At 75.6% G+C, this 23,253-nt stretch carries 27 protein-coding genes and 1 pseudogene; 15 read left to right on the top strand and 13 right to left on the bottom strand.

Going from position 1 to position 23,253, the window contains the following annotated elements; all coding sequences use genetic code 11:
* The 3 genes from V6V16_RS14030 to V6V16_RS14020 are packed head-to-tail and all read right to left on the bottom strand — an operon-like array spanning position 1 to position 1,957.
* Entirely contained in the window at positions 1–408 is a 408-nt protein-coding gene (locus V6V16_RS14030; protein WP_334562454.1) for an arsenate reductase ArsC, read from the bottom strand.
* Between the two features lie 13 nt (positions 409–421).
* Positions 422–1,531: an ACR3 family arsenite efflux transporter gene (gene arsB, locus V6V16_RS14025; protein WP_334562453.1), complete on the bottom strand. Its 1,110-nt coding sequence runs from the start codon at positions 1,529–1,531 to the stop codon at positions 422–424.
* A 51-nt stretch (positions 1,532–1,582) separates the two neighbouring features.
* Positions 1,583–1,957 carry an ArsR/SmtB family transcription factor gene (locus tag V6V16_RS14020; RefSeq protein ID WP_334562452.1) on the bottom strand — a complete coding sequence of 125 codons (375 nt, stop codon included), beginning with the start codon at positions 1,955–1,957 and terminating at the stop codon, positions 1,583–1,585.
* Between the two features lie 117 nt (positions 1,958–2,074).
* Between V6V16_RS14020 and V6V16_RS14015 the strand changes: the two genes are divergently transcribed.
* The 5 genes from V6V16_RS14015 to V6V16_RS13995 all read left to right on the top strand — a co-directional run bounded on the left by V6V16_RS14015 (position 2,075) and on the right by V6V16_RS13995 (position 6,598).
* Positions 2,075–2,572: a GNAT family N-acetyltransferase gene (locus tag V6V16_RS14015; RefSeq protein WP_334562451.1), complete on the top strand. Its 498-nt coding sequence runs from the start codon at positions 2,075–2,077 to the stop codon at positions 2,570–2,572.
* 68 nt (positions 2,573–2,640) lie between these two features.
* On the top strand, positions 2,641–4,029 hold the full coding sequence (locus V6V16_RS14010; protein WP_334562450.1) for an NAD(P)-binding domain-containing protein: 1,389 nt from the start codon (positions 2,641–2,643) through the stop codon (positions 4,027–4,029).
* A gap of 112 nt (positions 4,030–4,141) precedes the next feature.
* The gene (locus V6V16_RS14005) at positions 4,142–4,528 is read left to right on the top strand and encodes a DUF2267 domain-containing protein (protein WP_334562449.1); all 387 of its coding nucleotides are present in this window, start codon (positions 4,142–4,144) and stop codon (positions 4,526–4,528) included.
* 261 nt (positions 4,529–4,789) lie between these two features.
* Positions 4,790–5,551 carry a thioesterase II family protein gene (locus V6V16_RS14000; RefSeq protein ID WP_334562448.1) on the top strand — a complete coding sequence of 254 codons (762 nt, stop codon included), beginning with the start codon at positions 4,790–4,792 and terminating at the stop codon, positions 5,549–5,551.
* Between the two features lie 93 nt (positions 5,552–5,644).
* Complete coding sequence (locus V6V16_RS13995; protein ID WP_442934083.1) at positions 5,645–6,598, top strand: TauD/TfdA family dioxygenase; 954 nt, start codon at positions 5,645–5,647, stop codon at positions 6,596–6,598.
* A gap of 16 nt (positions 6,599–6,614) precedes the next feature.
* Here V6V16_RS13995 and V6V16_RS13990 read toward each other — a convergent pair whose 3' ends face one another.
* Positions 6,615–7,868, bottom strand: a complete 1,254-nt coding sequence (locus V6V16_RS13990) for a hypothetical protein (RefSeq protein WP_334562447.1) — start codon at positions 7,866–7,868, stop codon at positions 6,615–6,617.
* Between the two features lie 133 nt (positions 7,869–8,001).
* Between V6V16_RS13990 and V6V16_RS13985 the strand changes: the two genes are divergently transcribed.
* Complete coding sequence (locus tag V6V16_RS13985; RefSeq protein WP_334562446.1) at positions 8,002–8,580, top strand: AAA family ATPase; 579 nt, start codon at positions 8,002–8,004, stop codon at positions 8,578–8,580.
* Here V6V16_RS13985 and prfH read toward each other — a convergent pair.
* From prfH to V6V16_RS13960, 5 genes are all read right to left on the bottom strand, one after another.
* Complete coding sequence (gene prfH / locus V6V16_RS13980; protein ID WP_334562445.1) at positions 8,573–9,265, bottom strand: peptide chain release factor H; 693 nt, start codon at positions 9,263–9,265, stop codon at positions 8,573–8,575. The genes V6V16_RS13985 and prfH overlap by 8 nt on opposite strands.
* Positions 9,262–10,437 (bottom strand): RNA ligase RtcB family protein, encoded by a 1,176-nt coding sequence (locus V6V16_RS13975; RefSeq protein ID WP_334562444.1) that lies wholly within the window; start codon positions 10,435–10,437, stop codon positions 9,262–9,264. Before V6V16_RS13975 ends, prfH begins: the two co-directional genes overlap by 4 nt.
* A 269-nt stretch (positions 10,438–10,706) precedes the next feature.
* Entirely contained in the window at positions 10,707–11,081 is a 375-nt protein-coding gene (locus tag V6V16_RS13970; protein ID WP_334562443.1) for a bleomycin resistance protein, read from the bottom strand.
* A 24-nt stretch (positions 11,082–11,105) separates the two neighbouring features.
* On the bottom strand, positions 11,106–12,062 hold the full coding sequence (gene blaOXA, locus V6V16_RS13965) for a class D beta-lactamase (protein WP_334562442.1): 957 nt from the start codon (positions 12,060–12,062) through the stop codon (positions 11,106–11,108).
* A gap of 94 nt (positions 12,063–12,156) precedes the next feature.
* A complete protein-coding gene (locus V6V16_RS13960) occupies positions 12,157–12,762 on the bottom strand; it encodes a DUF4291 domain-containing protein (RefSeq protein WP_334562441.1) in 606 nt (201 codons plus the stop codon).
* Positions 12,763–12,849: 87 nt separating this feature from the next.
* Between V6V16_RS13960 and V6V16_RS13955 the strand changes: the two genes are divergently transcribed.
* The gene (locus V6V16_RS13955) at positions 12,850–13,332 is read left to right on the top strand and encodes a type II toxin-antitoxin system PemK/MazF family toxin (protein WP_334562440.1); all 483 of its coding nucleotides are present in this window, start codon (positions 12,850–12,852) and stop codon (positions 13,330–13,332) included.
* A gap of 3 nt (positions 13,333–13,335) precedes the next feature.
* Here the strand turns inward: V6V16_RS13955 and V6V16_RS13950 are convergent, their stop codons facing one another.
* Both V6V16_RS13950 and V6V16_RS13945 read right to left on the bottom strand, forming a co-directional pair.
* Positions 13,336–13,986 carry a flavodoxin family protein gene (locus V6V16_RS13950; RefSeq protein ID WP_334562439.1) on the bottom strand — a complete coding sequence of 217 codons (651 nt, stop codon included), beginning with the start codon at positions 13,984–13,986 and terminating at the stop codon, positions 13,336–13,338.
* Positions 13,987–14,062: 76 nt separating this feature from the next.
* The gene (locus V6V16_RS13945; RefSeq protein WP_334562438.1) at positions 14,063–14,713 is read right to left on the bottom strand and encodes a GGDEF domain-containing protein; all 651 of its coding nucleotides are present in this window, start codon (positions 14,711–14,713) and stop codon (positions 14,063–14,065) included.
* Between the two features lie 261 nt (positions 14,714–14,974).
* On the opposite strand from V6V16_RS13945, the gene V6V16_RS13940 reads away from it, so the two are divergent.
* The 6 genes from V6V16_RS13940 to V6V16_RS13915 all read left to right on the top strand — a co-directional run bounded on the left by V6V16_RS13940 (position 14,975) and on the right by V6V16_RS13915 (position 20,417).
* Complete coding sequence (locus V6V16_RS13940; protein ID WP_334562437.1) at positions 14,975–15,214, top strand: DUF397 domain-containing protein; 240 nt, start codon at positions 14,975–14,977, stop codon at positions 15,212–15,214.
* A gap of 129 nt (positions 15,215–15,343) precedes the next feature.
* On the top strand, positions 15,344–16,231 hold the full coding sequence (locus tag V6V16_RS13935; RefSeq protein WP_334562436.1) for a helix-turn-helix domain-containing protein: 888 nt from the start codon (positions 15,344–15,346) through the stop codon (positions 16,229–16,231).
* 107 nt (positions 16,232–16,338) lie between these two features.
* Positions 16,339–17,187, top strand: coding sequence for an SAM-dependent methyltransferase (locus V6V16_RS13930; protein WP_334562435.1), 849 nt, complete (start codon positions 16,339–16,341; stop codon positions 17,185–17,187).
* A 325-nt stretch (positions 17,188–17,512) separates the two neighbouring features.
* Positions 17,513–18,568, top strand: a complete 1,056-nt coding sequence (locus V6V16_RS13925) for a LacI family DNA-binding transcriptional regulator (protein ID WP_334562434.1) — start codon at positions 17,513–17,515, stop codon at positions 18,566–18,568.
* A gap of 2 nt (positions 18,569–18,570) precedes the next feature.
* Positions 18,571–18,774, top strand: a complete 204-nt coding sequence (locus V6V16_RS13920) for a hypothetical protein (protein WP_334562433.1) — start codon at positions 18,571–18,573, stop codon at positions 18,772–18,774.
* A gap of 86 nt (positions 18,775–18,860) precedes the next feature.
* Complete coding sequence (locus tag V6V16_RS13915) at positions 18,861–20,417, top strand: serine/threonine-protein kinase (protein ID WP_334562432.1); 1,557 nt, start codon at positions 18,861–18,863, stop codon at positions 20,415–20,417.
* Positions 20,418–20,422: 5 nt separating this feature from the next.
* Here V6V16_RS13915 and V6V16_RS13910 read toward each other — a convergent pair whose 3' ends face one another.
* Complete coding sequence (locus tag V6V16_RS13910; RefSeq protein ID WP_334562431.1) at positions 20,423–21,250, bottom strand: MOSC domain-containing protein; 828 nt, start codon at positions 21,248–21,250, stop codon at positions 20,423–20,425.
* Positions 21,247–21,381, bottom strand: coding sequence for a hypothetical protein (locus tag V6V16_RS13905; protein WP_334562430.1), 135 nt, complete (start codon positions 21,379–21,381; stop codon positions 21,247–21,249). Before V6V16_RS13905 ends, V6V16_RS13910 begins: the two co-directional genes overlap by 4 nt.
* Positions 21,382–21,519: 138 nt before the next feature.
* Here V6V16_RS13905 and V6V16_RS13900 point away from each other — a divergent pair, with 138 nt between their 5' ends.
* Positions 21,520–22,332, top strand: coding sequence for a DedA family protein (locus V6V16_RS13900; RefSeq protein WP_334562429.1), 813 nt, complete (start codon positions 21,520–21,522; stop codon positions 22,330–22,332).
* Between the two features lie 715 nt (positions 22,333–23,047).
* Positions 23,048–23,253, top strand: a pseudogene (locus V6V16_RS13895) (hypothetical protein); the annotation flags it as partial.

The raw sequence follows: 23,253 nt of genomic DNA, 5'->3' as shown, positions 1-23,253 counted from the left end.
TCAGCCGGCCGGGATCAGCTCACGCAGCAACCGCTCCACCCGCCGGCGGATCTCGTCGCGGATCGGGCGGACCGCGTCGACGTCCCTGCCGGCCGGGTCCGCCAGCTTCCAGTCCTCGTAGCGCCTGCCGGGGAAGACCGGGCAGGCGTCGCCGCAGCCCATCGTGACGATGACGTCGGAGGACTCCGCGGTGGCGTACTCCAGCAGCCTCGGGGTCTGGTCGGTGATGTCCACGCCGACCTCGCGCATCGCCTCGACGGCGGCCGGGTTGACGGTTGCGGCGGGGGCCGAGCCGGCGGAGCGCACCTCGACGGCGTCGCCGGCGAGGTGGCGCAGCCAGCCGGCGGCCATCTGGGAACGGCCGGCGTTGTGCACGCAGACGAAGAGGACGGTGGGTCGGTCGGTCACGGAATGCTCCCTCTCAACGGGGGACGGAGGTGGTCGGTCGGCCCTCGGCCGGCGACGGGAAGAACCGGCGGCGCGCCCGGAGCGAGACGTGGACCAGGGCGACCAGGACCGGCACCTCGATCAACGGTCCGACCACGCCCGCCAGCGCCTGCCCGGAGGCCACCCCGAAGGTGCCGATCGCGACGGCGATGGCGAGCTCGAAGTTGTTGCCGGCGGCGGTGAAGGCGAGCGTCGTGGTACGCGCGTAGCCGAGGCCGACGGCCCGGCCCAGCGCGTACGACCCCGCCCACATGAGCGCGAAGTAGACCAGCAGCGGAAGGGCGATCCGGGCCACGTCCAGCGGTCGGTCGGTGATCGCCTCGCCCTGCAGGGCGAACAGGATGACGATGGTGAAGAGCAGGCCGTAGAGCGCCGTCGGGCCGATCCTCGGCAGGAACCGGCGCTCGTACCAGTCGCGGCCCCGGGCCCGCTCGCCGAGGCGGCGGGTGAGGTAGCCGGCGAGCAGCGGGACGCCGAGGAAGATCAGCACGTTGCGGGAGATGTCCCAGCCCGAGACGGCCAGGTCGGCGCCCTCCAGACCCAGCCAGCCCGGCAGGACCCCGAGGTAGAACCAGCCGAGCACACCGAAGGCGAGCACCTGGAACGCCGAGTTGATCGCGACCAGCACGGCGGCGGCCTCGCGGTCGCCGCAGGCCAGGTCGTTCCAGATGACCACCATGGCGATGCAGCGGGCCAGCCCGACGATGATCAGGCCGGTGCGGTACTCCGGCTGGTCGGGCAGGAAGGCCCAGGCCAGCGCGAACATCAGCGCGGGCCCGACGAGCCAGTTCAGCGCCAGGGAGGAGATCAGCAGTCGTCGGTCGCCGGTGACGGCGTCCAGGCGGTCGTAGCGGACCTTGGCCAGCACCGGGTACATCATCACCAGCAGGCCGAGGGCGATCGGCAGCGAGACGCCGCCGACCCGCACCGCGTCCAGGGCGGTGTCCAGGCCGGGCACCAGCCGCCCGAGCAGGAGGCCGGCGGCCATCGCGAGGCCGATCCAGACCGGCAGGAACCGGTCGAGGCGGGACAGTCGTCCCACCACGGCCGTCGTGGCCGGCTCGGCCCGGGTGCTGGTACTCACGGTGCTCCTGTCGCAGGTGGGGGTCGGTCGTCGGCGCGTGGAGGCGGCAGGCTAGCCGCGGGTCGGCTCGACGGTCAGCAGGGCGGCCAGCTGACGCAGGGCGGCGGGCCGGGCCCGGTAGTAGACCCAGGTGCCCCGGCGTTCGGCGTCGACCAGGCCGGCCTCGCGCAGCGTACGGAGGTGGTGCGAGATCGTCGGGCCGGTCAGGTCGAAGGCCGGCGTGAGGTCGCAGACGCAGATCTCGCCGCCGTCCGCCGAGGCGATCATCGACATCAGTTGCAGCCGGACCGGGTCGCCGAGGGCCTTGAACGCCGGTGCCAGCGCGGCCGCCGTCTCGGCCGGTACGCGCCGCCGGGCCAGCGGCGGACAGCACGGGGCGTCGGCGCTCAGGTCGACGAGGCCGAGGGGTGCCGCTTGCTTCGACATGGCCCAAGGTTGACATCTATCTAATCAACGTGCAAGTCTCCGCTTCGACGGATGTCAAGACAGTCCGTCCGCCGGTGCGGCCGCCGCCCCGGCGCCGAGCCCGAACGGAGCACGCCGATGACCGAGGTCGCCGTCCGGCCGATGCGCGCCGGTGATGCCGCCGCGGTGCTGCGGATCTACCAGGTGGGCCTCGACGGCGGGGACGCGAGCTTCGAGACCGTGGCCCCGCGATGGGCCGCGTTCGACGCCGGCAGGCTGCCCGCGCACCGGTTCGTGGCCGTCGACGCCGCCGGCACGGTGTGCGGCTGGACCGCCGTCTCGCCGGTCTCCACCCGGCCGGTCTACGCCGGCGTGGTCGAGCACTCCGTCTACGTCGACCCGGCCGCCCGGGGACGCGGGGTCGCCCGCCTGCTGCTCGGCGCGCTGATCGCCGCCACCGAGGCCGCCGGCATCTGGACCATCCAGTCCGGCGTCTTCCCGGAGAACGCCGCCAGCCTCGCGGTGCACGAGCGGGTCGGCTTCCGGGTCGTCGGCGTGCGGGAGCGGGTCGGTCGGCACCACGGCCGCTGGCGTGACGTGGTGCTGCTGGAGCGGCGCAGCCGCGTCGTCGACTGAGCGGATCGCCGGGGTCCCGGCCCCGCCCGGGCCTCTGTTTCGAAGAACATCCAGACAAGGAGATCGCAATGGACAACCTTCCCGTGGTGGTCGTCGGCGCCGGGCCGGTCGGGCTCGCCGCCGCCGCGCACCTGCACGAGCGTGGCCTCGCGTTCACCGTCCTGGAGGCCGGCGGCGACGCCGGCGCCGCGGTCCGCGAGTGGTCGCACGTGCGCGTCTTCTCGCCGTGGCGCTACAACCTGGACGCCGCCGCCCGCCGCCTGCTCGACCAGGCCGGCTGGGTGGCCCCCGACCCGGACGCCCTGCCGACCGGGGGAGAGCTGGCCGCCGACTATCTCCAGCCCCTCGCCGACCTGCCGCAGCTCAAGCCCCACCTACGCTACGGCGCCCGGGTGACCGCGGTCAGCCGCGCGGGCCTGGACCGGCTGCGCACCGCCGGCCGGGACCGCACCCCGTTCCTGCTCCGGCTCGCCGACGGCGAGGAACTCCTCGCCCGGGCCGTCGTCGACGCCTCCGGCACCTGGGGTACGCCGAACGTGCTCGGCGCGTCCGGCCTGCCGGCGCGTGGGGAGGCCGAGGTCGCCGCCCACCTGGAGCACGCGCTGCCCGACGTGCTGGGCGCGGACCGGGACCGGTTCGCCGGGCGGCACACGCTGGTCGTCGGCGCCGGGCACTCCGCCGCCAACACGCTGCTCCTCCTGGCCGACCTCGCCGCCGCCGCGCCGGGCACGACCGTGACCTGGGCGATCCGCTCGACGAACCCGGCGCGCAGCTACGGCGGCGGGGACGCCGACGCGCTGCCCGCCCGGGGCGCCCTGGGCCGCCGGCTGCGCGCGCACGTCGACGCCGGCCGGATCCGACTGCTCACGGGCTCCTCGGTGTACGCCCTCACCCCGGCCGACGGCCGGGTCGCTGTCGTCGTGCGGAGCACGGACGGCGCCGAGCGGTCGGTCGTGGTCGACCGGATCGTGGCCGCCACCGGCTTCCGCCCCGACCACTCCATCGCCGCCGAGCTGCGGCTGGACCTCGACCCGGTGCTCGGCGCCACCCGGGCGCTCGCCCCGCTGATCGACCCCAACGAACACTCCTGCGGCACCGTCCCGCCGCACGGGGTGGACGAACTCGCCCATCCCGAGGCCGGCTACTACGCCGTCGGCGCGAAGAGCTACGGCCGGGCCCCGACGTTCCTCATGGCCACCGGCTACGAGCAGGTCCGCTCGGTGGTGGCCGCCCTCGCCGGGGACTGGGACGCCGCCCGCGACGTCCGGCTCGAGCTGCCGGCGACCGGCGTGTGCAGCAGCGACGCCGCCGTCGACGCCGACTGCTGCGGCAGCGGGCCGGCCGGCCGCGGCCTCGCCACCGGTGTCCCCGGCGGCCTGCCCGCCGCCCCGGTGGGCCGGGTCGGCCTCGACGTCGTGCCCGCCGAGGGCTCGGCGGGTGGCTGCTGCGCGAGCTGACGCCCGCCGACGGGGCGCGGGTCCGGCGGGCGGCCTTCCCGCCCGCCGGGGGAGGTCGTTTGCCGGCACGGGGGGCGGGTATGCGCGGGGCCGGTGACGACAGGAGGCTGCCGTGCGGTTCCCCCTCTTCGTCGACGCGGTGTCGCGCCGTTCCGGGCTGCCCGCCGCCCAGGCCGCCACGATCGCCCGCGCCGTGCTCCAGACCATGGTGGAACGGATGAGCGGCGGTGCGGCCGGTCCCCTCCCCGGCGAGCTCGACGGCTACCTGGCGGGGTCCGGCGTCGACGGTCCGCCGTCGGCGTCCGGCCCGGCGGAGTTCGTGCGCCGGGTGGGGGAGCGCGCCGGCACGGACGAGGCCACGGCCCGAACGGGGACGGGCGCCGTCTTCGCCACCCTGCGGGCGGCGGTCACCGTCGACGAGTTCCGCGAGATGGTGGCCCGGCTGCCCCGCGACTTCGACGGCATGACCCAGCCGATCCCCCGGCCGGACGAGGCCTGACCGGCCGTCGCGGCACCGCCCGGTCACCGCGGCGGGTAGGGACCTCGGCGCGCGGGCATCGGCCCTTATGCTGCTCTCATCGTGAATCTATAGGCAGATCATGAGGCCGCTCGCGGAGACTCGCGGGTGGCCCGATCGCGGCCGGCCGCCAGCACCGGAAGGCGTCGCACCCCACGGTGCCGTCCGGTGCTGGCGGGCCGCGCCACCCCCCCCGGCCCAGCGCCACCGGCACTGGACCGACCCCTCTCTGAAAGGCGCGCGGTGACCTGGTTCCTCTCCGCCGGCGGCCCGCATCCGGCGCCGGTCCAGCTGTTCTGCCTCCCCTACGCGGGCGGGGGCGCCAGTGTCTTCCGCAGCTGGCAGGAGGGGCTCGGGGCGGACGTGGAGGTGCTGCCGGTGCAGTTGCCGGGCCGCGAGAACCGGATCAGCGAGGACCCGGTGTTCGACGTCGCCGACGTCGCCCGCGCCATCGGCGACCGGGCCCGCGGCCCGTACGCGATCTACGGCCACTCGATGGGCGGCCGGGTCGGCTTCGAGGTGGTGCGCGAGCTGCGTCGCGCCGGGTGCCCGCTGCCGCTGCGCCTCTACGTCGGCGGTGCCCGCGCCCCGCACCTCAGCGGGCCGAGCCACTTCGACGGATTGTCCCGGATGGACGACGAGCAGTTGCTGCACCGGCTGGTGGCCGGCGGCGGGCTACCGGCGGGGCTGCTCGACTATCCCGAGCTGGTCGAGTTGCTGCTGCCCCTGCTGCGCGCCGACTTCGACCGGGTGGACGGCTACCGCTACGTCCCCGGCGAGCCGCTGCCGATGCCGATCGTGGCGTTCAGCGGACGCGACGACCAGAGCGTGACCCGGGAGCAGAGCGAGGGCTGGCGGGAGCACTCCGCGGCCGGCTTCACCCTGCACGAGCTCGACGGCGGGCACTTCTTCCTCAACGAGCGGCTGCCCGAGCTGCTCGCCGCGATCGGGGCCGACCTGACCGCCGCCCTCGCCGACGCGTCCGCGCGCCGGCACCGCGGGTGACTGGCCCCACCGGCGGGGCCGCGCCGGCCGGCACCCATCGCCTTCCCCGCGACCCCCGCGCCGGGACGGCGGGCGACGACAGGAGCAGAGAACATGAGTGACGGGATCGCCACCCCGCCGATGGTCGTCGAGAACGACGGCCGCGAGCTGACCGAGCTGATCGCCGCCCGCCGCGCGGAACTGCGCGCCCGCCTGGTCGAGCACGGCGCCCTGCTGTTCCGCGGCTTCGACGTGGGTGGCGTCGAGGGCTTCGACCGGGCGGTACGGGCGCTCTCCGGCGAGCCGCTGGTCTACACCGAGCGTTCGTCGCCCCGGCACGCCATCGCCGGGCGGGTCTACACCTCGACCGACTACCCGCCGAACGAGGAGATCTTCCTGCACAACGAGAACTCGTACCAGGCCCGCTGGCCGCTGACGCTGTTCTTCTACTGCATCACCCCGCCGCACACCCAGGGCGCCACCCCGCTCGCCGACGTCCGCCGCGTGTACGCCGAGATCGACCCGGCGGTACGCGAGGAGTTCGCCCGTCGACGCTGGATGGTGGTGCGCAACTTCCACCCCGACTTCGGCACCCCGTGGCAGCACGTGTTCGGCACCGACGACCGCGCCGAGGTCGAGGCGTACGCGGCGGCGAACCGGATCGAGGTGCAGTGGCGGGGCTCCGACGGGCTGCGTACCCGCGCGGTGCGCGACGCCGTGCACCGCCGGCCCGGCTCGGACACCCCGCGCTGGTTCAACCACGCCACGTTCTTCCACGTGAGCACCCTGGCCAAGGACCTCCAGGAGGGACTGCTGGCCATGTTCGGCACCGACGGGCTGCCCGCGAACACCTACTACGGCGACGGCGTCGAGATTCCCGCCGAGGTCGTCGAGCACCTGCGGGGCGCCTACCGGGCGGCCAGCGTCCGCTTCGACTACCAGCGCGACGACGTGCTGGTGGTGGACAACATGACCGCCGCGCACGGCCGGGAGCCGTTCACCGGCCCCCGCAAGATCGCTGTCGCGATGGCCGAACCGCACGCCCCCGGAGCCCTCGCCGGGCGCTGACGGCCCGCCCCCGCGGTCACTCGCCGTACCGGTCCGCGACGTCGACCTCCGGCAGCTCCTCCGGCTCCGCGACCCAGGCGGAGAAGACCGGCACGCCGTGCCACGGGCCGGGCGCGCCGCCGGTGCGCGCTTCGGTGGCGACCGCCACGACGGCGTACGGGTGGCCGAAGCGCAGCTCGGCGACCCGGGCCACCCCCTCCGGCGGCAGGCTGGCGAGGGTGGCGAAGCCGGTGACGGCGGCCGCCTCGAAGCCGTAGCGGCCGTAGCGGGCCACCGCCGCCTGCGCCGCCTCGAACTCCGCCCCGGGGGCGTCCAGCAGCTCGCCGAAGACCCGAGCGACGGCCGGGAATCCCGATTCGGGCGCGGTCAGCTCGTGCCGGCTGCGGGCCGACCAGCAGGGCAGCACCGCCGTGGCCCGCTCCTGTCGGCCGTCCGGCGCGTAGGTGCGGGTCGGCTCCTCCCGCAGCGTCCAGAGCGGGCCGTCGCCAAGCGGGACGTCGAACAGGGAACGCCGCCCCTGCGGCAGGTCGTCCTCCGGCGTGCCGGCGGCGACGGCGGCCGTCTCGTGGGCGGCGGCGAGGACGTCCCCGGCCGCCACGTCGGGTGCCGCCGCGACGGAGACCACCAGCAGCCCGGCGGCACCCTCGGCCCGGGCGGTGGCGGCGTGCACGGCCACGGTGCCGGCCCGCGCGGTGTCGGCGAGCCAGCAGCGGTGGCCGTGCTCCGGGCTGCGCAGGACCCGACCCAGCCGCCCGGCCCACCCGCTGGCCGGCCCGAGCGCGCCGGCCGGCGCCACCTCGAACGGCTGCGCCCACGAGATCCGGGTCGCCAGGGCACTGGCCAGGACCAGTAGCACCCGGGGCGTGACCGTCAGCGGGAACGCCTCGATGAGGCCGAGGGTGTGCTCGCGGGCCCACGCGTCGAGGCCGGCCTGCGCCGGCAGCGGCCCGGTCGCGGTGGCCTCGGGCAGGCCGGCGCGCCAGCCGTCGAGCCCGGCCGTCGCGATCCCCGGCCGCTGCCAGAACGCGGTCGCCGAGGGCACCAGGGGGTGTGGGGCCGACAGCAGGGAACGGGCCGCGTGCGCGGCGGCCTCCGCGTCGGTGCCGAGCGACTCCTCCAGCGCCGCACGGGCCGGGCCGGTGGCCGCCGGCGCGGCGAGCGCCAGCAGAAGCCAGGCGCCGAGCGGGGAGGCGACGTGGTGCCCGGCGCCGGTCACGGTGTGCAGGCGGTCGGCGTAGCGGGCCACGGCGGCGCTGATGTCGGTCGTCACCGCTTCACTGTGCCCCCTCGGCGTCGCGCCGTCACCCCCACCGCCGGTCCCGCCGCCCCCGGCCGGCGGACGGACGTAGCATCGTGGGCGCCCCCCCGCCCGCCCGGCCTCGGGCCGATCCAGGAGGCCCGTGATGACCCCCGACCGTCCGGCCGCCGCGTCCGTGCCACGGCTGATCGTGCTCAACGGACCGCCCGGGTGCGGCAAGTCGACGCTGGCCCGCAGGTACGTCGAGGACCACCCGCTCGCGCTCGACCTCGACATCGACCGGATCCGCGAGCTCATCGGGCGGTGGCGCGACCAGGCCGGTCCCGCCGGCCTCCTCGCCCGCGCCGTCGCGCTGGCGGCGGCCCGTACCCACCTGGGCGGCGGCCACGACGTGATCGTCCCGCAGTTCCTGGGCCGCCCCGAGTTCATCGAACAGGCCGAGCGCGTGGCACACGACACCGGCGCCGGGTTCCACGAGATCGTGCTGCTCGACAGCAAGGAGAACGCGTTGCGGCGGTTCGCCGAACGCGGCCGCACCTCCGCGGACCCGGCGCACCTCGACGCACAGCGCATGCTCGACCGGCAGGGCGGCACCACCGAGCTGGCGGCGATGTACGACCGGCTGGTCACGCTCGTCGCCGCCCGGCCCGGGACCAGGGTGGTGCGCACCGAGTACGGCAGGGTGGACGACGCCTACCGGGAACTCCTCGCCTGCCTCACCTAGCGTTCGGCCCGTTCGCGTCACGCGACCGGTCGCCCCGGCGCGTCCGCTGCCTCGGGGCCGGCTCCCGCCCCGACGGTTCCGGGCGTTCGACGCGGCTGGGGTCGCCGCGGACGAGTTCGTCGTGGATGCGCCACCGGGCGGTGACGGCGGCCCGCTCGGCGGTCTCGTCGTCGTGTGCGATCCGTCGGCGCAGCAGCTGGAGGGCGAGGCGGCGGTTCAGGCTGAACTGCCGTTCGGTGTCGACCACGACGACGATGCCCGACGGCCGGTGGGTCGCCCGTACCGCCGTGCTGGCCTTGTTCCGGTGCTGACCCCCGGGGCCACCGGTACGGCACGCCACGACGTCGACGTCCGCCTCCGCGAACGCCGTGGCCGGGCTGTCGAGCTGGCACGGTCGGGCGACGACGTACCAGTTCTTCCGGCCGGTGCTCGCCCGGTTGGGACTGGGGGCCTGCCAGCACAGGGTGCCGGTCCACGAGGGGACGAACGCCTCGGCGTCGCCGCCGGAGATCCGGATCAGGACGGATCGGTAGGTGTCCGGACGGTCGCCGGGCACGGTCTGGACCCGGTGGGTCGTCACGCCCCCTCGGGCGGCCTCGGCTTCCAGGCGGTGCAGCAGCCGGGCCAGCGCCCAGGCACACTCCCGCGGGCCCCGCCCGGCGGACATGAGCAGGTGCGGGCTCATGACCGGCCCCGCCCGCGGCGGTCGTCGCGGCGTTCGGGCCGGCTGGCGGGCGCGGCGTCGGGAGTCTTGTAGGTGACCAGGGGGACCGTGCTGGCCACGGGCGTGGCCAGGTCGTGGTCGACGAGATCCGTGATCACGCGTTCGATGCGCTTGTAGGCCGAGGGCGCCTCCTCGAAGAGCAGTTGGCGGTCGCCGCACACCACCAGCGAACCCACCGGGGTGCGCCGCAGCTCCTCGACGGTGTGCTTGGCCCGGCTGCGACGCAGGGCGTCGGCGCGGGACATCTTGCGGCCCGCGCCGTGCGCCACCGAGTGGTTGGCGTCCGGACCGGCGTGCGCGGCAACGAGGTAGGAGGCGGTGCCCCGGGTGCCGGCGACGAGCACGTCGCGGCCGTCGCCCGGCGCCGCGCCCTTGCGGTGCAGGTAGATCCCGTCGTGGATTTCCACCAGGTTGTGGCACTGGTCGACGACGGGCGCGGTGGGCTCGGCCCCCAGGGCGTGGGCGACCCGGGCGGCCAGCAGCCGCCGGTTGAGCGAGCCCCACCGTACGGCGTCGTCGTGCGCCGCCAGGTAGGCGGCGGGATCAGGGGCGGGACCCGCGCCGTGGAGCTCGGTGTGCGCCCGCAGGATCCGCTCGCCCAGGCCCCGGGAGCCGGTGTGCACGATGAGCACGAGGTCGCCGGCGTCGAGCCCGAGACGGCTCGCGTGCGCCGGTTCGAGGACCGTGGCCACGCGCGCCAGCTCGACGAAGTGGTTGCCCCGACCGACCGTCCCGAGTCCGTCGACGTGACCGGCGGGGACGTCGCCCGCCAGGACGGCCCAGGCGGGGTCGTCGGTGTCCCGCTCGGGGTCGAGCGGGCGGTCGAGGTCGGGGAACCGGGCGGCGAGCCGCTCCGGCACGGCACGCTTGAGCCTGACGGGGAACACGGCGATGCCGCAGCCGATGTCGGAGCCCACCAGGAACGGGTACAACACGGTCGACGCCATGGCGGCGCCGACGGGAGCGCCCTTGCCCGGGTGCAGGTCCGGCATGGCGGCGACATGGATCATGCCGGGGAGGGCGGCCACCTGCCGGCACTGCGTCAGGGCCTCGGATTCGATCCAGCTCGTGGGGGAGGCGAACACGGTGACGGTGGCCGGGGTGGACTGCGGCGGGGACTGGTGCTGAGACAAGGACGCTCGCTTCTCGCTGAAACGGGAATGGACGGACGGCACCACGACACCGGGTCGGTGCCGCGCGCCTCGGCGATGGGGATGCTGCCCGTCAGAACGTCATGGACGACACCATCGCGGAGCCGCCCGGCTGCGGCAACCGACTTCTCCGCCGCGCCGGCGAGCTGCCCCGCGCCCCTGCCGGTTCCGTCCCGTGGCCCCGGACCGTCGCGAAGCCGGCGGCGTTGGTGGGTGGTGCGGCAGGTGCGCCGTCCTCGACCGGGAACGCCTCACGCCCGGTCGAGGTGGCGGAACAGGTGCAGCCGGTGGCCGTCCGGATCCGCGACGGTGAACTGCCGGTATCCCCACCCGGTGTCCCGGGGCGGCTCGACCACGGTCGCGTTCCGCCGGGCGTACGCGGCGTGCAGCGCGTCGGGATCGGTGACCATGACGAAGCACTCCGCCGGGGTGAACCCGCCCGGGCAGCGCCGCAGGTAGATGTTCACCTCGGCGACCTCGCCCCGGAACACCGAGGCGAACTCCTCGCCCGTGCGGCCGCCGAGGGTGAAGCCGAGCGTGTCGACGTAGTAGCGGACCGACGCCGACACGTCGCGTACGGGCAGCGTCGGGATGATCTTGTGGAATCCGGTGTCGGCGTCGGCCATCGGGGCTCCTCCGTGGGCGGACGGTCAGGGGGCGGGCAGCGCGCCTAGGCGGTGCAGCAGCTGCCGGCCCAACGGCAGGCGTTTGCCGGCGTCGCCGTCCGTGCGGACGTCCACGTTCAGCGCGAAGCAGTACAGCCGCTCGCCGCGCTCGACCCAGCCGACCCACCATCCGGTGCCGGGATCGGTGGCATCCGTCTGGCCGGTCTTGCCGTGGAGGGCGTAACCGGCGGTGCGCTCCAGCCGTAGGATGTCCCGGACGGTGGCCTGGTGCCCCCGGTGGGCCGGCAGCTCGCCCCGGGCCAGCCGGGCCAGCCACCGCGCCTGCTCGTCGGCCGAGATCTCCAGCGGCCCGTCCAGCCAGAACCGGTCCACGGCCGGCCCGACCTGGCCGTTGCCGTAGCCGAGCCGGCGCAGCCACTCCCGCTCCCGGTCCGGCCCGATGCGGCGGGCCAGCTCCTGGAACACCGGCACGTTGGAGACCCGGACCGCGTCGCGCAGCCCCATGTCCCGCTCCCAGGCGGCGACGCGCTGCGGCCGGCCGCCGTAGGGCACCTTCTCCCGCTCGTCGCGCACCACGCCGGTCTCCAGCGCGATGAGACTGTGCGGGATCTTGAACGTCGAGGCGGGGACGGACCGCCGCTCGGCCCGTTCCCGGTCGACCATGACGACGCGCCCGGCCGTCACGTCGTACATCACGAAGGTGCCCCGGAGGCCGGCCTGCCGGAACAGGCCCGCCAGGTCGTCGCGGACCTGGACCGTCGGCGCGGCGGGCGTCGGGGACGGACCCGTGGCGGCGGTGCCGGACGCGGCGCCGGCGGGCGGGGGCTCCGGGGGCCCGCCGCCGGCGCAACCGGCGGGGGCGGCCAGCAGGACCAGGGCGACGGCCGCCGCGCCCACGGTCCGTGGGCGGGCGCGGGTCCCGGCCGGGCCGACCGCCGTCGGCTCCGCGGCCAGGCTCCGCGTCCGCCCCTCGAAGATCACCCGCCACCGTCCCCGTCCGTGCCGGCACCGACGCCCCCAGTCAAACACGCGCCAGGGCGTACGGGCGTCCCGGCCATCCGCGCCGTCGCCCGGCTCACGGCACCGCCGTCGCGCCGATCACGGCGGCCACGTCGGGCGGCAGCGGGTACGGGCGCTCCGGGGGCAGCAGCGCCTCGGCGGCGGTGTCGTCGCCGGCGTCGAGCGCGGCGCGCACCGCGTGGGCGGTCGGCGTCACGTCGGCGATGCGGACCAGCCATTCGTCGACGTACCGGCGCACCGCCTCGCCGCCGAGCCCGACCTGGAGGGACCGGTGCGGCAGCGGGGCCAGGCGCAGCGTCCGTTCCGGGTCCCACTGCACCCGCACCGGGCTGACCCGCAGCCGCCGCGACCAGGCCTCCCGGTCGGGGTGGAGGGCCCGGTCGAAGCTGCTCGGGCACGAGTTGACCAGCGCCCACTCGAAGCCGGCGCGGGTGATCTCGACGGCCAGCACCCGCTCCTGACCGGGCTTCCCGCCCCACCCGCAGCGGTACATCATCCAGCGGAACGAGGGCTTGATCCAGGTCATCCGCTCCCGCCTGAACGGCGGCACGAAGCGGCCGGCGGCCAGCGCCGGGCGGGCGATCCACGGCGGGTACGCCTGGTACACGGTCACGGTGTCGGCGGTGAAGCGGGCGCGGACCTGGTGGGCGGGGACCGACATCGGCCGATCATGAGGGATCGACCGGGCCCGGTCCACCGGATTGTCCCGACCGGGGCCGGCGGGCCGGTGGGGGATAGGCTGCCGGTCGTGGCAGGTCTTCTCAGGAGTGTGGCGGCCCGCATCGGCGGCGTCCTCCCGTCACCGCGCCGGCCCGGGCCCGGCCCCGCGCGGGTCGCCCGGCCCCGCCAGGTCGCCGCGCTGCAACGTCGGCAGCTGGCGTACGCCCCCGAACCCGACGGGCACGCCGACCCGGGCGAGATCGTGTGGACCTGGGTGCCGTACGAGGACGACCCGCGCCAGGGCAAGGACCGCCCGGTGCTGGTGGTGGGCCGGCACAGCCGGACCCTGTACGGGCTGATGCTCTCCAGCCAGGGCGAGCGCGACGGTCAGCGGCACTGGCTCTCCCTCGGCCCCGGCGGGTGGGACCGGGACAACCGGCCGAGCTGGGTGCGGCTGGACCGCGTACTGACCATGCGGGAGGACAGCATCCGCCGGGAGGGCGCCGTGCTGGACCGCGCCCGCTTCGACCGGGTCGGGCAGGCGCTGCGCGCCGGCTACGGCTGGCGCTGAGCGTCAGGACGGCTCGCGGCTCGGGCCGACCGACGCGGCGTGCGAGTCCGGCGGCGGGTACGGCCGCTCGGCCAGCACCCGCGCCAGGTGCGCGCTGTTGACCGCCAGCGCCTCCGTGGTGCGCCCGGTGGTGTCGGGCTTGGGCCGCGCGTCGACGTAGTCGACCTTGTGCAGCGCCTCGCCGACCCAGTAGGTGGCGCCGGCCGCGGGGCAGGTGAACCCCACCTCGTTGAGGGCCTGCTGCACCTGGCCGATGGTGTGGTGCGCGCCGTCCTCGTTGCCGACCACAGCGACCGAGCCGATCTTGCCGTAGGTGAGCAGCCGCCCCTCGGCGTCGGTCTCCGAGAGCTCGGCGTCGAGCCGTTCGAGGACCATCTTGCAGACCGCCGACGGCTGGCCGAGCCAGATCGGCGTCGCGACGACGAGGATCCGCGCGGCCATCAGCATGGACCGGATCGCCGGCCAGCCGTCGCCGTCGCCCTCGTCGACGGAGACCCCGAAGCGCACGTCGTGGTCGACGACCCGGACCAGGTCGCCCGCCACGCCCTGCTCGGCGAGGGCGTCGAGCACCTCGCGCCCGAGCACCTCGGCGCTCGACGGGGCGGGGGAGCGCTTGAGGGTGCAGTTCAGGACCAGGGCCCGGATGTCCGCCACGGTGGCTCCTCTCGACCGGCGCCGTGCTGACCCGCCGGCATACCCGGCAACCGACGCGGGACACGTCCGGGCGCGCTCAGAGCTCCGCCAGGTGGGCGGTGTCGACCAGCTGGCGGGGCTGGCGGGCCACGCCGAGGCTCTTGGCCCGGTACATCGCGGCGTCGGCCCGGCCGAGCGCCTCGGTGAGCTGCCCCGGCCCGGTGACCGGGGCGAGCCCGACGGAGGCGGTCACCCGGACGCTGAGCCCGCCCAGCGGGATCGGTGCCGCGAGGCTCTCGCAGAGCCGCCGGGTGGCGTGCTCGATCCAGCGCCGGTCGACCGTCGGGGTGGTCAGCAGGCCGGCGAACTCGTCGCCGCCGAGCCGCGCGACCAGGTTGTCGCCGGCGAAGGCGGCGAGCCGCTCGGCGACGCTGACCAGCACCTGGTCGCCGGCGGCGTGCCCGTAGCGGTCGTTGATCTGCTTGAAGTCGTCCAGGTCGAGGATCACCGCGATCAGCGGCTCCCCGGCCGCGTCGGTGAGCAGCGTGCCGGCCAGCCGGTAGAAGGCCCGCCGGTTGGGCAGGCCGGTGAGGGGGTCGTGGCTGGCGGCGTGCCGTTCGGCGGCGAGTTCGGCCTGCAGGTGTCGGATCTCCACCTCGGCCTCGATCGCCCGCCGCCGGAGCTGCCAGGAGGTGACGAGGGCCCCCGCGGCGCAGATGCCGGACGCGATGGTCAACGGATCCGGCACGGGACCTCCCATCACCACGATGTCTCCGGTTCCCGCGCGCGGTGCACCCCGCCCCGTGCCGGGTCGTGTCCTCCCTGGTGGCAGCCCAGGTTTGGTAACTCTGCGTGAACGGATGGGTACCGATCACGTGCGTTATCATGCTCGCTGTCCGATGCAGATGCAATAGCAGATGCACGTGCAGGAAAGCCTCTCGTCGATACCGTGCGCCCCTCACCGGCCCGCCGCGCGGCCTCGGCGAGGGCTCGCGAGAGAAAGACGTCAATGCAACAGCCTCCGAACGGCGTTCCCACCAACCAGTTGCCCCCGCTCCACTGGCAGAAGAGCCGCCGGAGCAACCCCAGCGGCAACTGCGTCGAGCTGGCCGAACTGCCCGGCGGCGCCGGCATCGCCCTGCGGAACTCCCGGCATCCCGAGGGGCCGGCGCTGATCTACACGGTGGACGAGATCGCCGCCTTCGTGCTCGGCGCCCGCGACGGCGACTTCGACGATCTGATCGCCTGAGCGTCGTCCCGCCGACGGGACCAGTTCTCCGCACCGAGGGAGTACGCCTCACTCACGGTTCATGGCATGCTTACACGTCGGCCGCGCGGGGGCACCTGGCCGGCACGATCCGGCATGCGGAGGTCGGCAGTGACGAGCGTTCCCGCCGAGGGCGGTTCGGCCACCGGCCCGACCGTGCTGCGCATGCTGCTCGGCGCCCAGCTGCGCCGGCTGCGCGAGTCCAGCGGGGTGACCCGCGAGGGCGCCGGCTGGGAGATCCGCGCCTCCGAGTCGAAGATCAGCCGGATGGAGCTGGGCCGGGTCGGCTTCAAGGAGCGTGACGTCGCCGACCTGCTCACCCTCTACGGCGTGACCGCGGCCGAGGAGCGGGAGGCCCTGCTCAAGCTCGCCCGCGACGCCAACAGCCCCGGCTGGTGGCACCGCTACGGCGACGTGCTGCCGAGCTGGTTCCAGTCGTACCTCGGCCTGGAGGCCGCCGCCGCGCTCATCCGCAGCTACGAGGTCCAGTTCGTCCCCGGCCTGCTCCAGACCCGGGAGTACGCCCGCGCGGTGGTGATGCTCGGTCACGGGCGGGCCGCGCCGGCCGAGATCGAGCGCCGGGTGGCGTTGCGGATGCAGCGCCAGCGGCTGCTGTACCGCCCGGACCCGCCGCAGCTCTGGGCGGTGGTGGACGAGGCCGCGCTGCGCCGACCGATCGGCGGGCCGGAGGTGATGCGCGGCCAGGTGGCGGCGTTGATCGAGGCGACCAAGTCGCCGAACATCCGGCTCCAGGTGATCCCGTTCGCCGCCGGCGGGCACGCGGCCGCGGGTGGGGCGTTCACCATCCTGCGCTTCGGCGACCAGGAGCTGCCCGACATCGTCTACATCGAACAGCTGACCAGCGCCCTCTACCTGGACAAGCGCGACGATCTCGACTACTACGCGGTGGCGATGGAACGGCTCTGCGTGGAGGCCGATCCGCCGGAGCGTACGCCGGAGATCCTCGGCGGGATCCTGGACGAGCTCTACCCGCGCTGACCGACGGCGGGTCTCGCCCCGACGGCGCTACGGCTACCATGGTCGCCGACCGACGACAGTGGACGGACGCCACCGGTCGTTGCTGGCGCAGAGTCGTGGAGGCTGCCTTGACCACCGATGCCGCGGGAACGACTTCCGGCTCCGCCAGCCCGAGTGACCGCATCGACACCTCGGTCGCCCACCCGGCGCGCCGGTACAACTACTGGCTCGGCGGCAAGGACAACTTCCAGGCCGACCGGGACTCGGGCGACATGGTGGCGGCGTCCTTCCCGACCATCCGCACCGCCGCCCTGGAGAACCGCCGGTTCCTCCAGCGCGCCGTGCGCCACCTCGCCCGCGACGCGGGCATCCGCCAGTTCCTCGACGTCGGCACCGGCATCCCGACCGCCGACAACACCCACGAGGTCGCCCAGGCGATCGCCCCCGAGTCGCGGGTCGTCTACGTCGACAACGACCCGATCGTGCTCGCGCACGCCCGGGCCCTGCTCAGCAGCTCGCCCGAGGGCGCCACGGCCTACATCGACGCCGACCTGCGCGACCCGGAGCGGATCCTTGGCCACCCCGATCTGCTGCGCACCATCGACCTGTCCCGCCCGGTGGGGTTGATGCTGGTGGCGATCCTGCACTTCGTCGGCGACGACGACGACCCGTACGCCGTGGTCACCCGGCTGCTCGACGCGCTGCCGCCGGGCAGCTACCTGGCGGCCTCGCACGCCACCCACGACTACCTGCCCCCGCACGTGGCGCAGGAGGCGAAGGCCGCCGCCCGGGGTGACGGCCCGCACGGCCTGATCAACCTGCGCACGCTGGGGGAGTTCACCCGGTTCTTCGACGGGCTGGAGCTGATCGAGCCGGGCGTCACCTCGGTCGCCGAGTGGCGCGCCGAGGACGCGCCGCAGCCCCGCCCGACGCCGCCCGAGGTCAGCATGTACGGCGCGGTGGCCCGCAAGCGCTGACCCGCCCTGCCCGCGGGCCGGCCACCTCCGCCGGCCCGCCTCGCCGGCCTGTCCGCGCCGGCCCGTCCTCCGCTGTTGCCGGCCCCGACCGCCTCTGCCGGCCCGCCTCGCCGACCTGTCTGCGCCTCCTGCCGCCCCGACGGTCGGGGCCGGTCCGGTGCCGCGGGGATGGAGGAGCCGCGTCGGCGGTCCCGGCCCGGTGCTCACCGCCGGCCCGGCGCCGGGCGGCCTCGGTGCGGGTCCGCGCGCTACGGCGTTGACGACTCCGAGCCCCTCCGGCTAGCCTCTGCATCGATCCAGTCTGAATCGATGCAGAGGAGGCGCGGTGAAGCCGACACTCCAGGACGTCGCGGACGCGGTCGGCGTCTCCCGCAGCACCGTCTCCAACGCCTACAGCCGGCCCGACCAGCTCTCCGCCGCCCTGCGCCAGCGGATCATGCAGGCCGCGCGGCAGCTCGGCTACCCGGGCCCCAACCCCACCGCCCGATCGCTGCGGCGGGGCTACGTCGGCGCCGTCGGGGTGCTGTTCGAGTCGCGGCTGTCGTACGCCTTCACCGACCCCTTCGCCATCCGCTTCCTGGCCGGCGTCGCGGAGGCCGCCGAGCGGTACGGCACCAGCCTGCTGCTCGTGCCGCTGCCGGCCGACGAGGCGGCCGCGCGGCGGGCCGTGGAGGACGCGGCCGTCGACGGCTTCTGCGTCTACTGCGTGGGCGACGAGGGCTGGGTCGTCGACGTGCTGCGCGAGCGGGGCCTGCCCGTCGTCACCACCGCGCCCCGCGAGGACGCCGGCCCGGACGACCGCTACGTCGGCATCGACGAGCGCGCCGCCGCCCGGGACGTCGCCGAACACGTGGTTGGCCTGGGGCACCGGCGGGTCGCGCTGCTCGGCGACGCCGTCCGGCCCGGCGCGGCGCCGGGCGCGCTCCGCCTCGCCGACGTGGCCGACGTGGCCCACCCCACCACCCGGGCGCGGCTCGCCGGGTTCGCCGACGCCTTCGCCGAGGTCGGCGTCGCCTGGTCGGAGCTGACCCTGCTCGCCGCCGCCGACAACAGCCGCGCCGCCGGCGCCGCGGCCGTCGCCGCCGCGCTAGCCGCGCCCGAGCCCCCCACGGCCGTGCTCGCCGGCTCGGACGTGCTCGCCCTCGGCGTCCTCGACGCCCTCGCGGAGGCCGGCGGTCCGCCGGTCTCGGTCACCGGCTTCGACGACATCGCCGAGGCAGCCTCGGCGGGCCTCACCACCGTGCGGCAACCCGCGGAGGAGAAGGGGCGCATCGCCGCCCGGCTCCTGCTCGACTCGCCCGCCGACCCGGCGGCCGGACACGTCCTGCTGCCCACCACACTCGTCGTCCGGTCGTCCACCGGACCCGCCCCAAGGAGCTGAGCATGGAACAGCCCACCGGTTTCCTCCTCGCCGTCGACGCGGTGCACCGGCACGTCAACTCCGCCCGGCCCGGCGCCCCGGTCCGCGCGGAGCGGCCCCGCGCCGCGCGCCTCACCCCCGCCCGGCTGGCCGCCGCCGCTCTCCTGCGCCGGCTCGCCGACCGGATCCAGCCGCCGCCGGTCGCCGCGGTGCCGCGCTGCTCCTGACCCCGCCGGGTCGGCCGTCGCGGGCGCGAGCCTGCGGCGGCCCCGCACTGGCCGGTACCCCCGCCGGCAGGGCAGACTGAACGGCTATGTCGCCGTTCACGCCCGCCCTGCGGCTGCACGACCGCTACATCCTGCGCGAACGCATCGGCCTCGGCGGGATGTCCGAGGTGTGGCGCGCCGACGACGAGGTGCTGCACCGCCCCGTCGCGGTCAAGGCCCTCACCCGCGAGTTCGCCACCGACCCGCACCTGCGGGCCACGATCCAGCGCGAGGCGCGCGCCGCCGCGCGGCTGACCCACCCGCACGTCACCCAGGTGTACGACTACGGCGAGGCGACGCTGCCCGGCGGTGCGGTCGTGCCGTACCTGGTGATGGAGCTGGTGCGGGGGGCGAACCTCGCCGACCGGCTCGCCGCCGGCCCGCTGCCCTGGCCGGAGGCGGTGCGGACGGCCGGTCAGATCGCCGCCGCGCTCGCCGCCGCCCACCGCATCGGCGTCGTACACCGCGACGTCAAGCCCGGCAACGTCATGCTCACCGAGACCGGCGCGAAGGTGCTCGACTTCGGCATCGCCGCGCTCGCCGGCCCGCACCACCCCCTCGCCGGGCAGACCGGCGAGCTGCTGATGGGTACGCCCGCCTACTTCGCACCGGAACGGATGCGACCCGGGCCGCCGAACCCGGCCAGCGACGTCTACGCCCTCGGGGCGCTGCTCTACCGCACCCTCACCGGCCGGGCCCCGCTGTCCGTGCGGAGCTGGGAGGACGCGCTGGAGGTGCACGCCGGGCACCCCCCGGTTCCGCCACCGCGCGTCGCCGGGCTGCCGGCCGACGTCGCCGAGCTGACCCTGGCCTGCCTCGCCACCGATCCGGCCCGCCGGCCGACCGCGGCCCAGCTGGCCGCCCGCCTCGGCGCGGGCGCGCCGGCCGAGGCGACCCGTTTCGGCGCCGACCCGCCCGCCGCCGTACCGCCGGCCCCGCGCGACGCCGCGGCGCATCCGGCCACGCTGGTGGAGCGCTCGCTGCCGTCCCCCGGCCGCGAACCCGCCGGCGCCGGACGTGCGGGAGTGTCGTATCCCGGCCAGACGGGCGGGCGGACCCCGGTGGCCGCCCGAGCCGGCCGCCCGGCCCCCACCGGCGGCCCGGGGACGTCACGGGACCGTTCGCTCACCGTGCTGGTCGCCGCCGGCGTCGCACTGCTCGTCGGGCTCGTCGGGATGGTGGTCCTGGACGACGGCGGGAAACCGTCGCCGTCGGTGGCCTCCTCCGCCGCCGGCACGCCGGCCGGGACCCCGCCCTCCGCCAGGCCGACGCCACCGTCCCCGACGACGGCCGCGCCACCGACCACCGCCCGACCCCAACCGGTCGGGTTCCGGCAGGTCGCCGCCGAGTTCCTCGCGGTGCTCGCCTGGGCGCAGGCCCGGGGCGAGATCGACCGCAAGACGGTCGAGGGACTGCGGGACAGGCTCGCGGACCTCGGCCGGGACCGGGAGAAGGACCGGGCCAAGCGGGTCGAGCAGCTGCGCAAGCGCGTCGCCGAGGCGGCCGAGGAGGGACAGCTCCCGCCCGAGACCGCGGAGCGGCTCGACGCCCTGCTGGACCGCGTCGACACCGCCCCGTCCGGCGACGACGAGGACGACGACTGAGCGGTTCAGCCCAGCTCGACCGGGGAGCCCTCGGCCGCCCGGCCGCCCCGCACCACCAGCGCGTACGCGCCCACGCACGGCTGCGGACCCAGCTGCGGCACCGGCGCGACCCGGTTGAGGCGGGCCGGGACGCGCAGCGCCTCGGGCTGCGGGGGCAGCGACCCGTGCGCCAGGGTCGGCACCGCGCAGCGTGGGGTCGGGGCGAGTACGCGCAGCACGAACTCGGGGCCGATCCGCAGCTCCCGGTCGACCCAGTCGTTCTCGGCGAAGCCGTCCGCGTCGACGTCGAGCACGAGGTTGGGCCGGTAGCGGGCCACCTCGACGGTGCCGCCGGGCAGCTCGGTCGCCAGCCGGGTCAGGGTGGCGGTGGTGACCAGGTGCACGGGAGCGAAGTCGAAGAAGGTGCCGGGGGCCGCCGCGCCGAGCGGGTTGGCCGCCACCGCCACCTCGGCGGTGATGCCGGCGGCGAGCACCGCGTCCGGGTCGGCGCGCTCCAGGGTGGCCCCGGCGGGCGGCCGGTCGATCAGGGCCACCGGGTGGCCGAGCGCCCGGGACAGCACGTCGTCGACGTCGGCGTCCACGCTGGACACGACGCGCCCGTCGGGCAGCGTGATCCGTACCGGGTCGGGTGCCGCGCCGGCCGCGCCGAACGCGAGCAGGCCACGCCAGATCCGCGGGTGCTTCGCGCTGGCCAGCCGCCCGGTGTCCCGGTGCCGCAGGGCCAGCCGCCGGTCGCCGGCCACCCCCGCCGGCCCGACGTCGGCGGCGCGCAACCGCTGGCCCAGCATCGACTTCACCGGATACCGCCACAGCTGCGCCACCCGTCCGGTCATCGGGCCGCCCCCGCCGGGACGGCCGCGCTCCGGGCCGGCGGGGCCGCGTCGTGGGGCTGGAGGGGCACCGCGCCCCGGACCCGGGCGGCGGTGCCGCGCGGCGGGGAGGCGATCGTGGTGCGGGACGTCACAGGGGCACCCTAGTGCAGCGGGCCGCGCCCGGTCGGGCGGTGCGTCGGCGTCCTCTGTGGTCATCCGTCCCCGCCCTCCGGCGGGAACCGGGGCGGCCCCGTGGCGGGCTCTCAGGAACGGTTCGTAGCGTGGGGGCCATGATTCGTACCGCGCACGCCCTGCTCGCCTCCGGCTCCGCCACCGGGGAGGCCGCGCCGCCCGAGGACGGCCTGGTCGGCTTCGTCACCGGCCTGGTCGAGCGGCTCGGCGGTCCCGGCGCGGGTCTGGCCGTGGCCCTGGAGAACCTCTTCCCGCCGATCCCCAGCGAGGTGATCCTGCCGCTGGCCGGGTTCGTCGCGGGCCAGGGCCGGATGAGCGTGGTCAGCGCCATCTTCTGGACCACGCTCGGCTCACTGCTCGGCGCCCTCGCGCTCTACTGGATCGGCGCCGCACTCGGCCGGGAGCGGATCCGGGCGATCGTGGCGCGGCTGCCGCTGGTGAAGCTCAGCGACGTCGACCGCACCGAGGAGTGGTTCCTGCGGCACGGCGTCAAGGCCGTCTTCTTCGGGCGGATGATCCCGATCTTCCGCAGCCTGATCTCCATTCCGGCCGGCGTCGAGCGGATGCCCGTGTGGACCTTCGTGGTCTACACCACCCTCGGCAGCCTGATCTGGAACAGCGCCTTCGTGATGGCCGGCTACCTGCTCGGTGACAACTGGCACCTGGTCGAGGGTTACGTCGGCGTGTTGCAGAACGTGGTCATCGTCGCCTGCGTGGCGGGCGCCGGCTGGTTCGTGGTCTCCCGCGTCATCCGGGCCCGGCGCGGCGCGCCCGAGGACGTCGTAGCCGCCGAGCCCGTCCCGCCGGCCCCGCTGCCGTACGCGCCGGACCCGACGGGGCGGGGCACCATCTACCGCAGCGCCCACTCCGACGGGCCGTGGGGCGGCCGGGACCGCGACGGGGTGCGCTGAGCGGTGCCCGGCCGCGACGGCGGGGTTGCGGGGTTGCGTCGTGCCGTGGGCGGCCCTGTTCGGGGCCGGTGGCGGGGTTGCGGTTGCGTCGTGGTGGGGGTGTGGCCCGCCGTGTCCGGCTGCGGGCGGTCAGGCTTGATCCCTGCGCCGGGCACGGCGGGGCACACCCCGTCGGTGGTCGCGCGACGTCCGCCAGCCCGGTTCCTGGCGTGATCTCGGTACGGGATCGCCCTCCAGGGACTGTCGTGCCCATGTTTCGACCCGTCGCCTCCGGGCTTCTCGTGATCTCTGTCCGGTCTGGTGGCGGCTGTCCGGTTCGGCCCGGGGCGGGTGGGCTGACGGGGTACCGTCGTGCGGTTTGTCCGGTTCGGGTTGTGACCGGGGGCATGGTGGGGGCGGAATGGTGGCGGGGGTGGGGGCGTTACACCCTGCGTACGACCGAGGCAGGGCCCGCCGGTGGGTGGGTGTGCCTGCCGGGGCCGGCGGAATGTTGGCGGGCCGGTGGTCGTTGCACAGGGTCCGGCCGACGTGAGGGCGTTTCCCCCGCCCCGCCGGTACGGCCCTTCCGGTCGAGACGGCCGATCTGATCTTTTGCCTCCGGCGCGGCATGCCGGAGATTCCCCTGAGTTCACGGGCGCCGACGGTGCTCGCACCCGCGCGAAAGCCGATCCCCCTTCCGGCGTGCGGGTGCCGACCCCCGAATGGAGCATCTCTGATGAACACGATCATGCGTAAGAGCGTTCTGGGTCTTGCTGGTCTGGCGTTCGCCGGTGGTGTGGCCGCCGGCCCGCTGACCGACACCCACTCCACCGACACCACCACTCCCACCACGGTCGCCGTGGCCGTGCAGGCCGACAAGCCGGACATGGGCAAGTTGGTGCCGCACGGTGTGCAGGGTGCGCAGTCGCGTGTCGAGTTGTC

This window comes from Micromonospora sp. CPCC 205561 (assembly GCF_036906775.1).
Taxonomy (GTDB): Bacteria; Actinomycetota; Actinomycetes; order Mycobacteriales; family Micromonosporaceae; genus Micromonospora.
This window is presented reverse-complemented; position numbering and strand designations above follow the sequence as displayed.

What these genes read in the sequence shown, in the direction of transcription:
- V6V16_RS14020 (WP_334562452.1), bottom strand. Translation starts at nt 1,957, where the DNA reads ATGTCGAAGCAAGCGGCACCCCTCGGCCTCGTCGACCTGAGCGCCGAC.
- V6V16_RS14015 (WP_334562451.1), top strand. Translation starts at nt 2,075, where the DNA reads ATGACCGAGGTCGCCGTCCGGCCGATGCGCGCCGGTGATGCCGCCGCG.
- V6V16_RS14010 (WP_334562450.1), top strand. Translation starts at nt 2,641, where the DNA reads ATGGACAACCTTCCCGTGGTGGTCGTCGGCGCCGGGCCGGTCGGGCTC.
- V6V16_RS13995 (WP_442934083.1), top strand. Translation starts at nt 5,645, where the DNA reads ATGAGTGACGGGATCGCCACCCCGCCGATGGTCGTCGAGAACGACGGC.
- V6V16_RS13985 (WP_334562446.1), top strand. Translation starts at nt 8,002, where the DNA reads ATGACCCCCGACCGTCCGGCCGCCGCGTCCGTGCCACGGCTGATCGTG.
- prfH (WP_334562445.1), bottom strand. Translation starts at nt 9,265, where the DNA reads ATGAGCCCGCACCTGCTCATGTCCGCCGGGCGGGGCCCGCGGGAGTGT.
- V6V16_RS13970 (WP_334562443.1), bottom strand. Translation starts at nt 11,081, where the DNA reads ATGGCCGACGCCGACACCGGATTCCACAAGATCATCCCGACGCTGCCC.
- V6V16_RS13960 (WP_334562441.1), bottom strand. Translation starts at nt 12,762, where the DNA reads ATGTCGGTCCCCGCCCACCAGGTCCGCGCCCGCTTCACCGCCGACACC.
- V6V16_RS13940 (WP_334562437.1), top strand. Translation starts at nt 14,975, where the DNA reads ATGCAACAGCCTCCGAACGGCGTTCCCACCAACCAGTTGCCCCCGCTC.
- V6V16_RS13920 (WP_334562433.1), top strand. Translation starts at nt 18,571, where the DNA reads ATGGAACAGCCCACCGGTTTCCTCCTCGCCGTCGACGCGGTGCACCGG.
- V6V16_RS13915 (WP_334562432.1), top strand. Translation starts at nt 18,861, where the DNA reads ATGTCGCCGTTCACGCCCGCCCTGCGGCTGCACGACCGCTACATCCTG.
- V6V16_RS13910 (WP_334562431.1), bottom strand. Translation starts at nt 21,250, where the DNA reads ATGACCGGACGGGTGGCGCAGCTGTGGCGGTATCCGGTGAAGTCGATG.
- V6V16_RS13900 (WP_334562429.1), top strand. Translation starts at nt 21,520, where the DNA reads ATGATTCGTACCGCGCACGCCCTGCTCGCCTCCGGCTCCGCCACCGGG.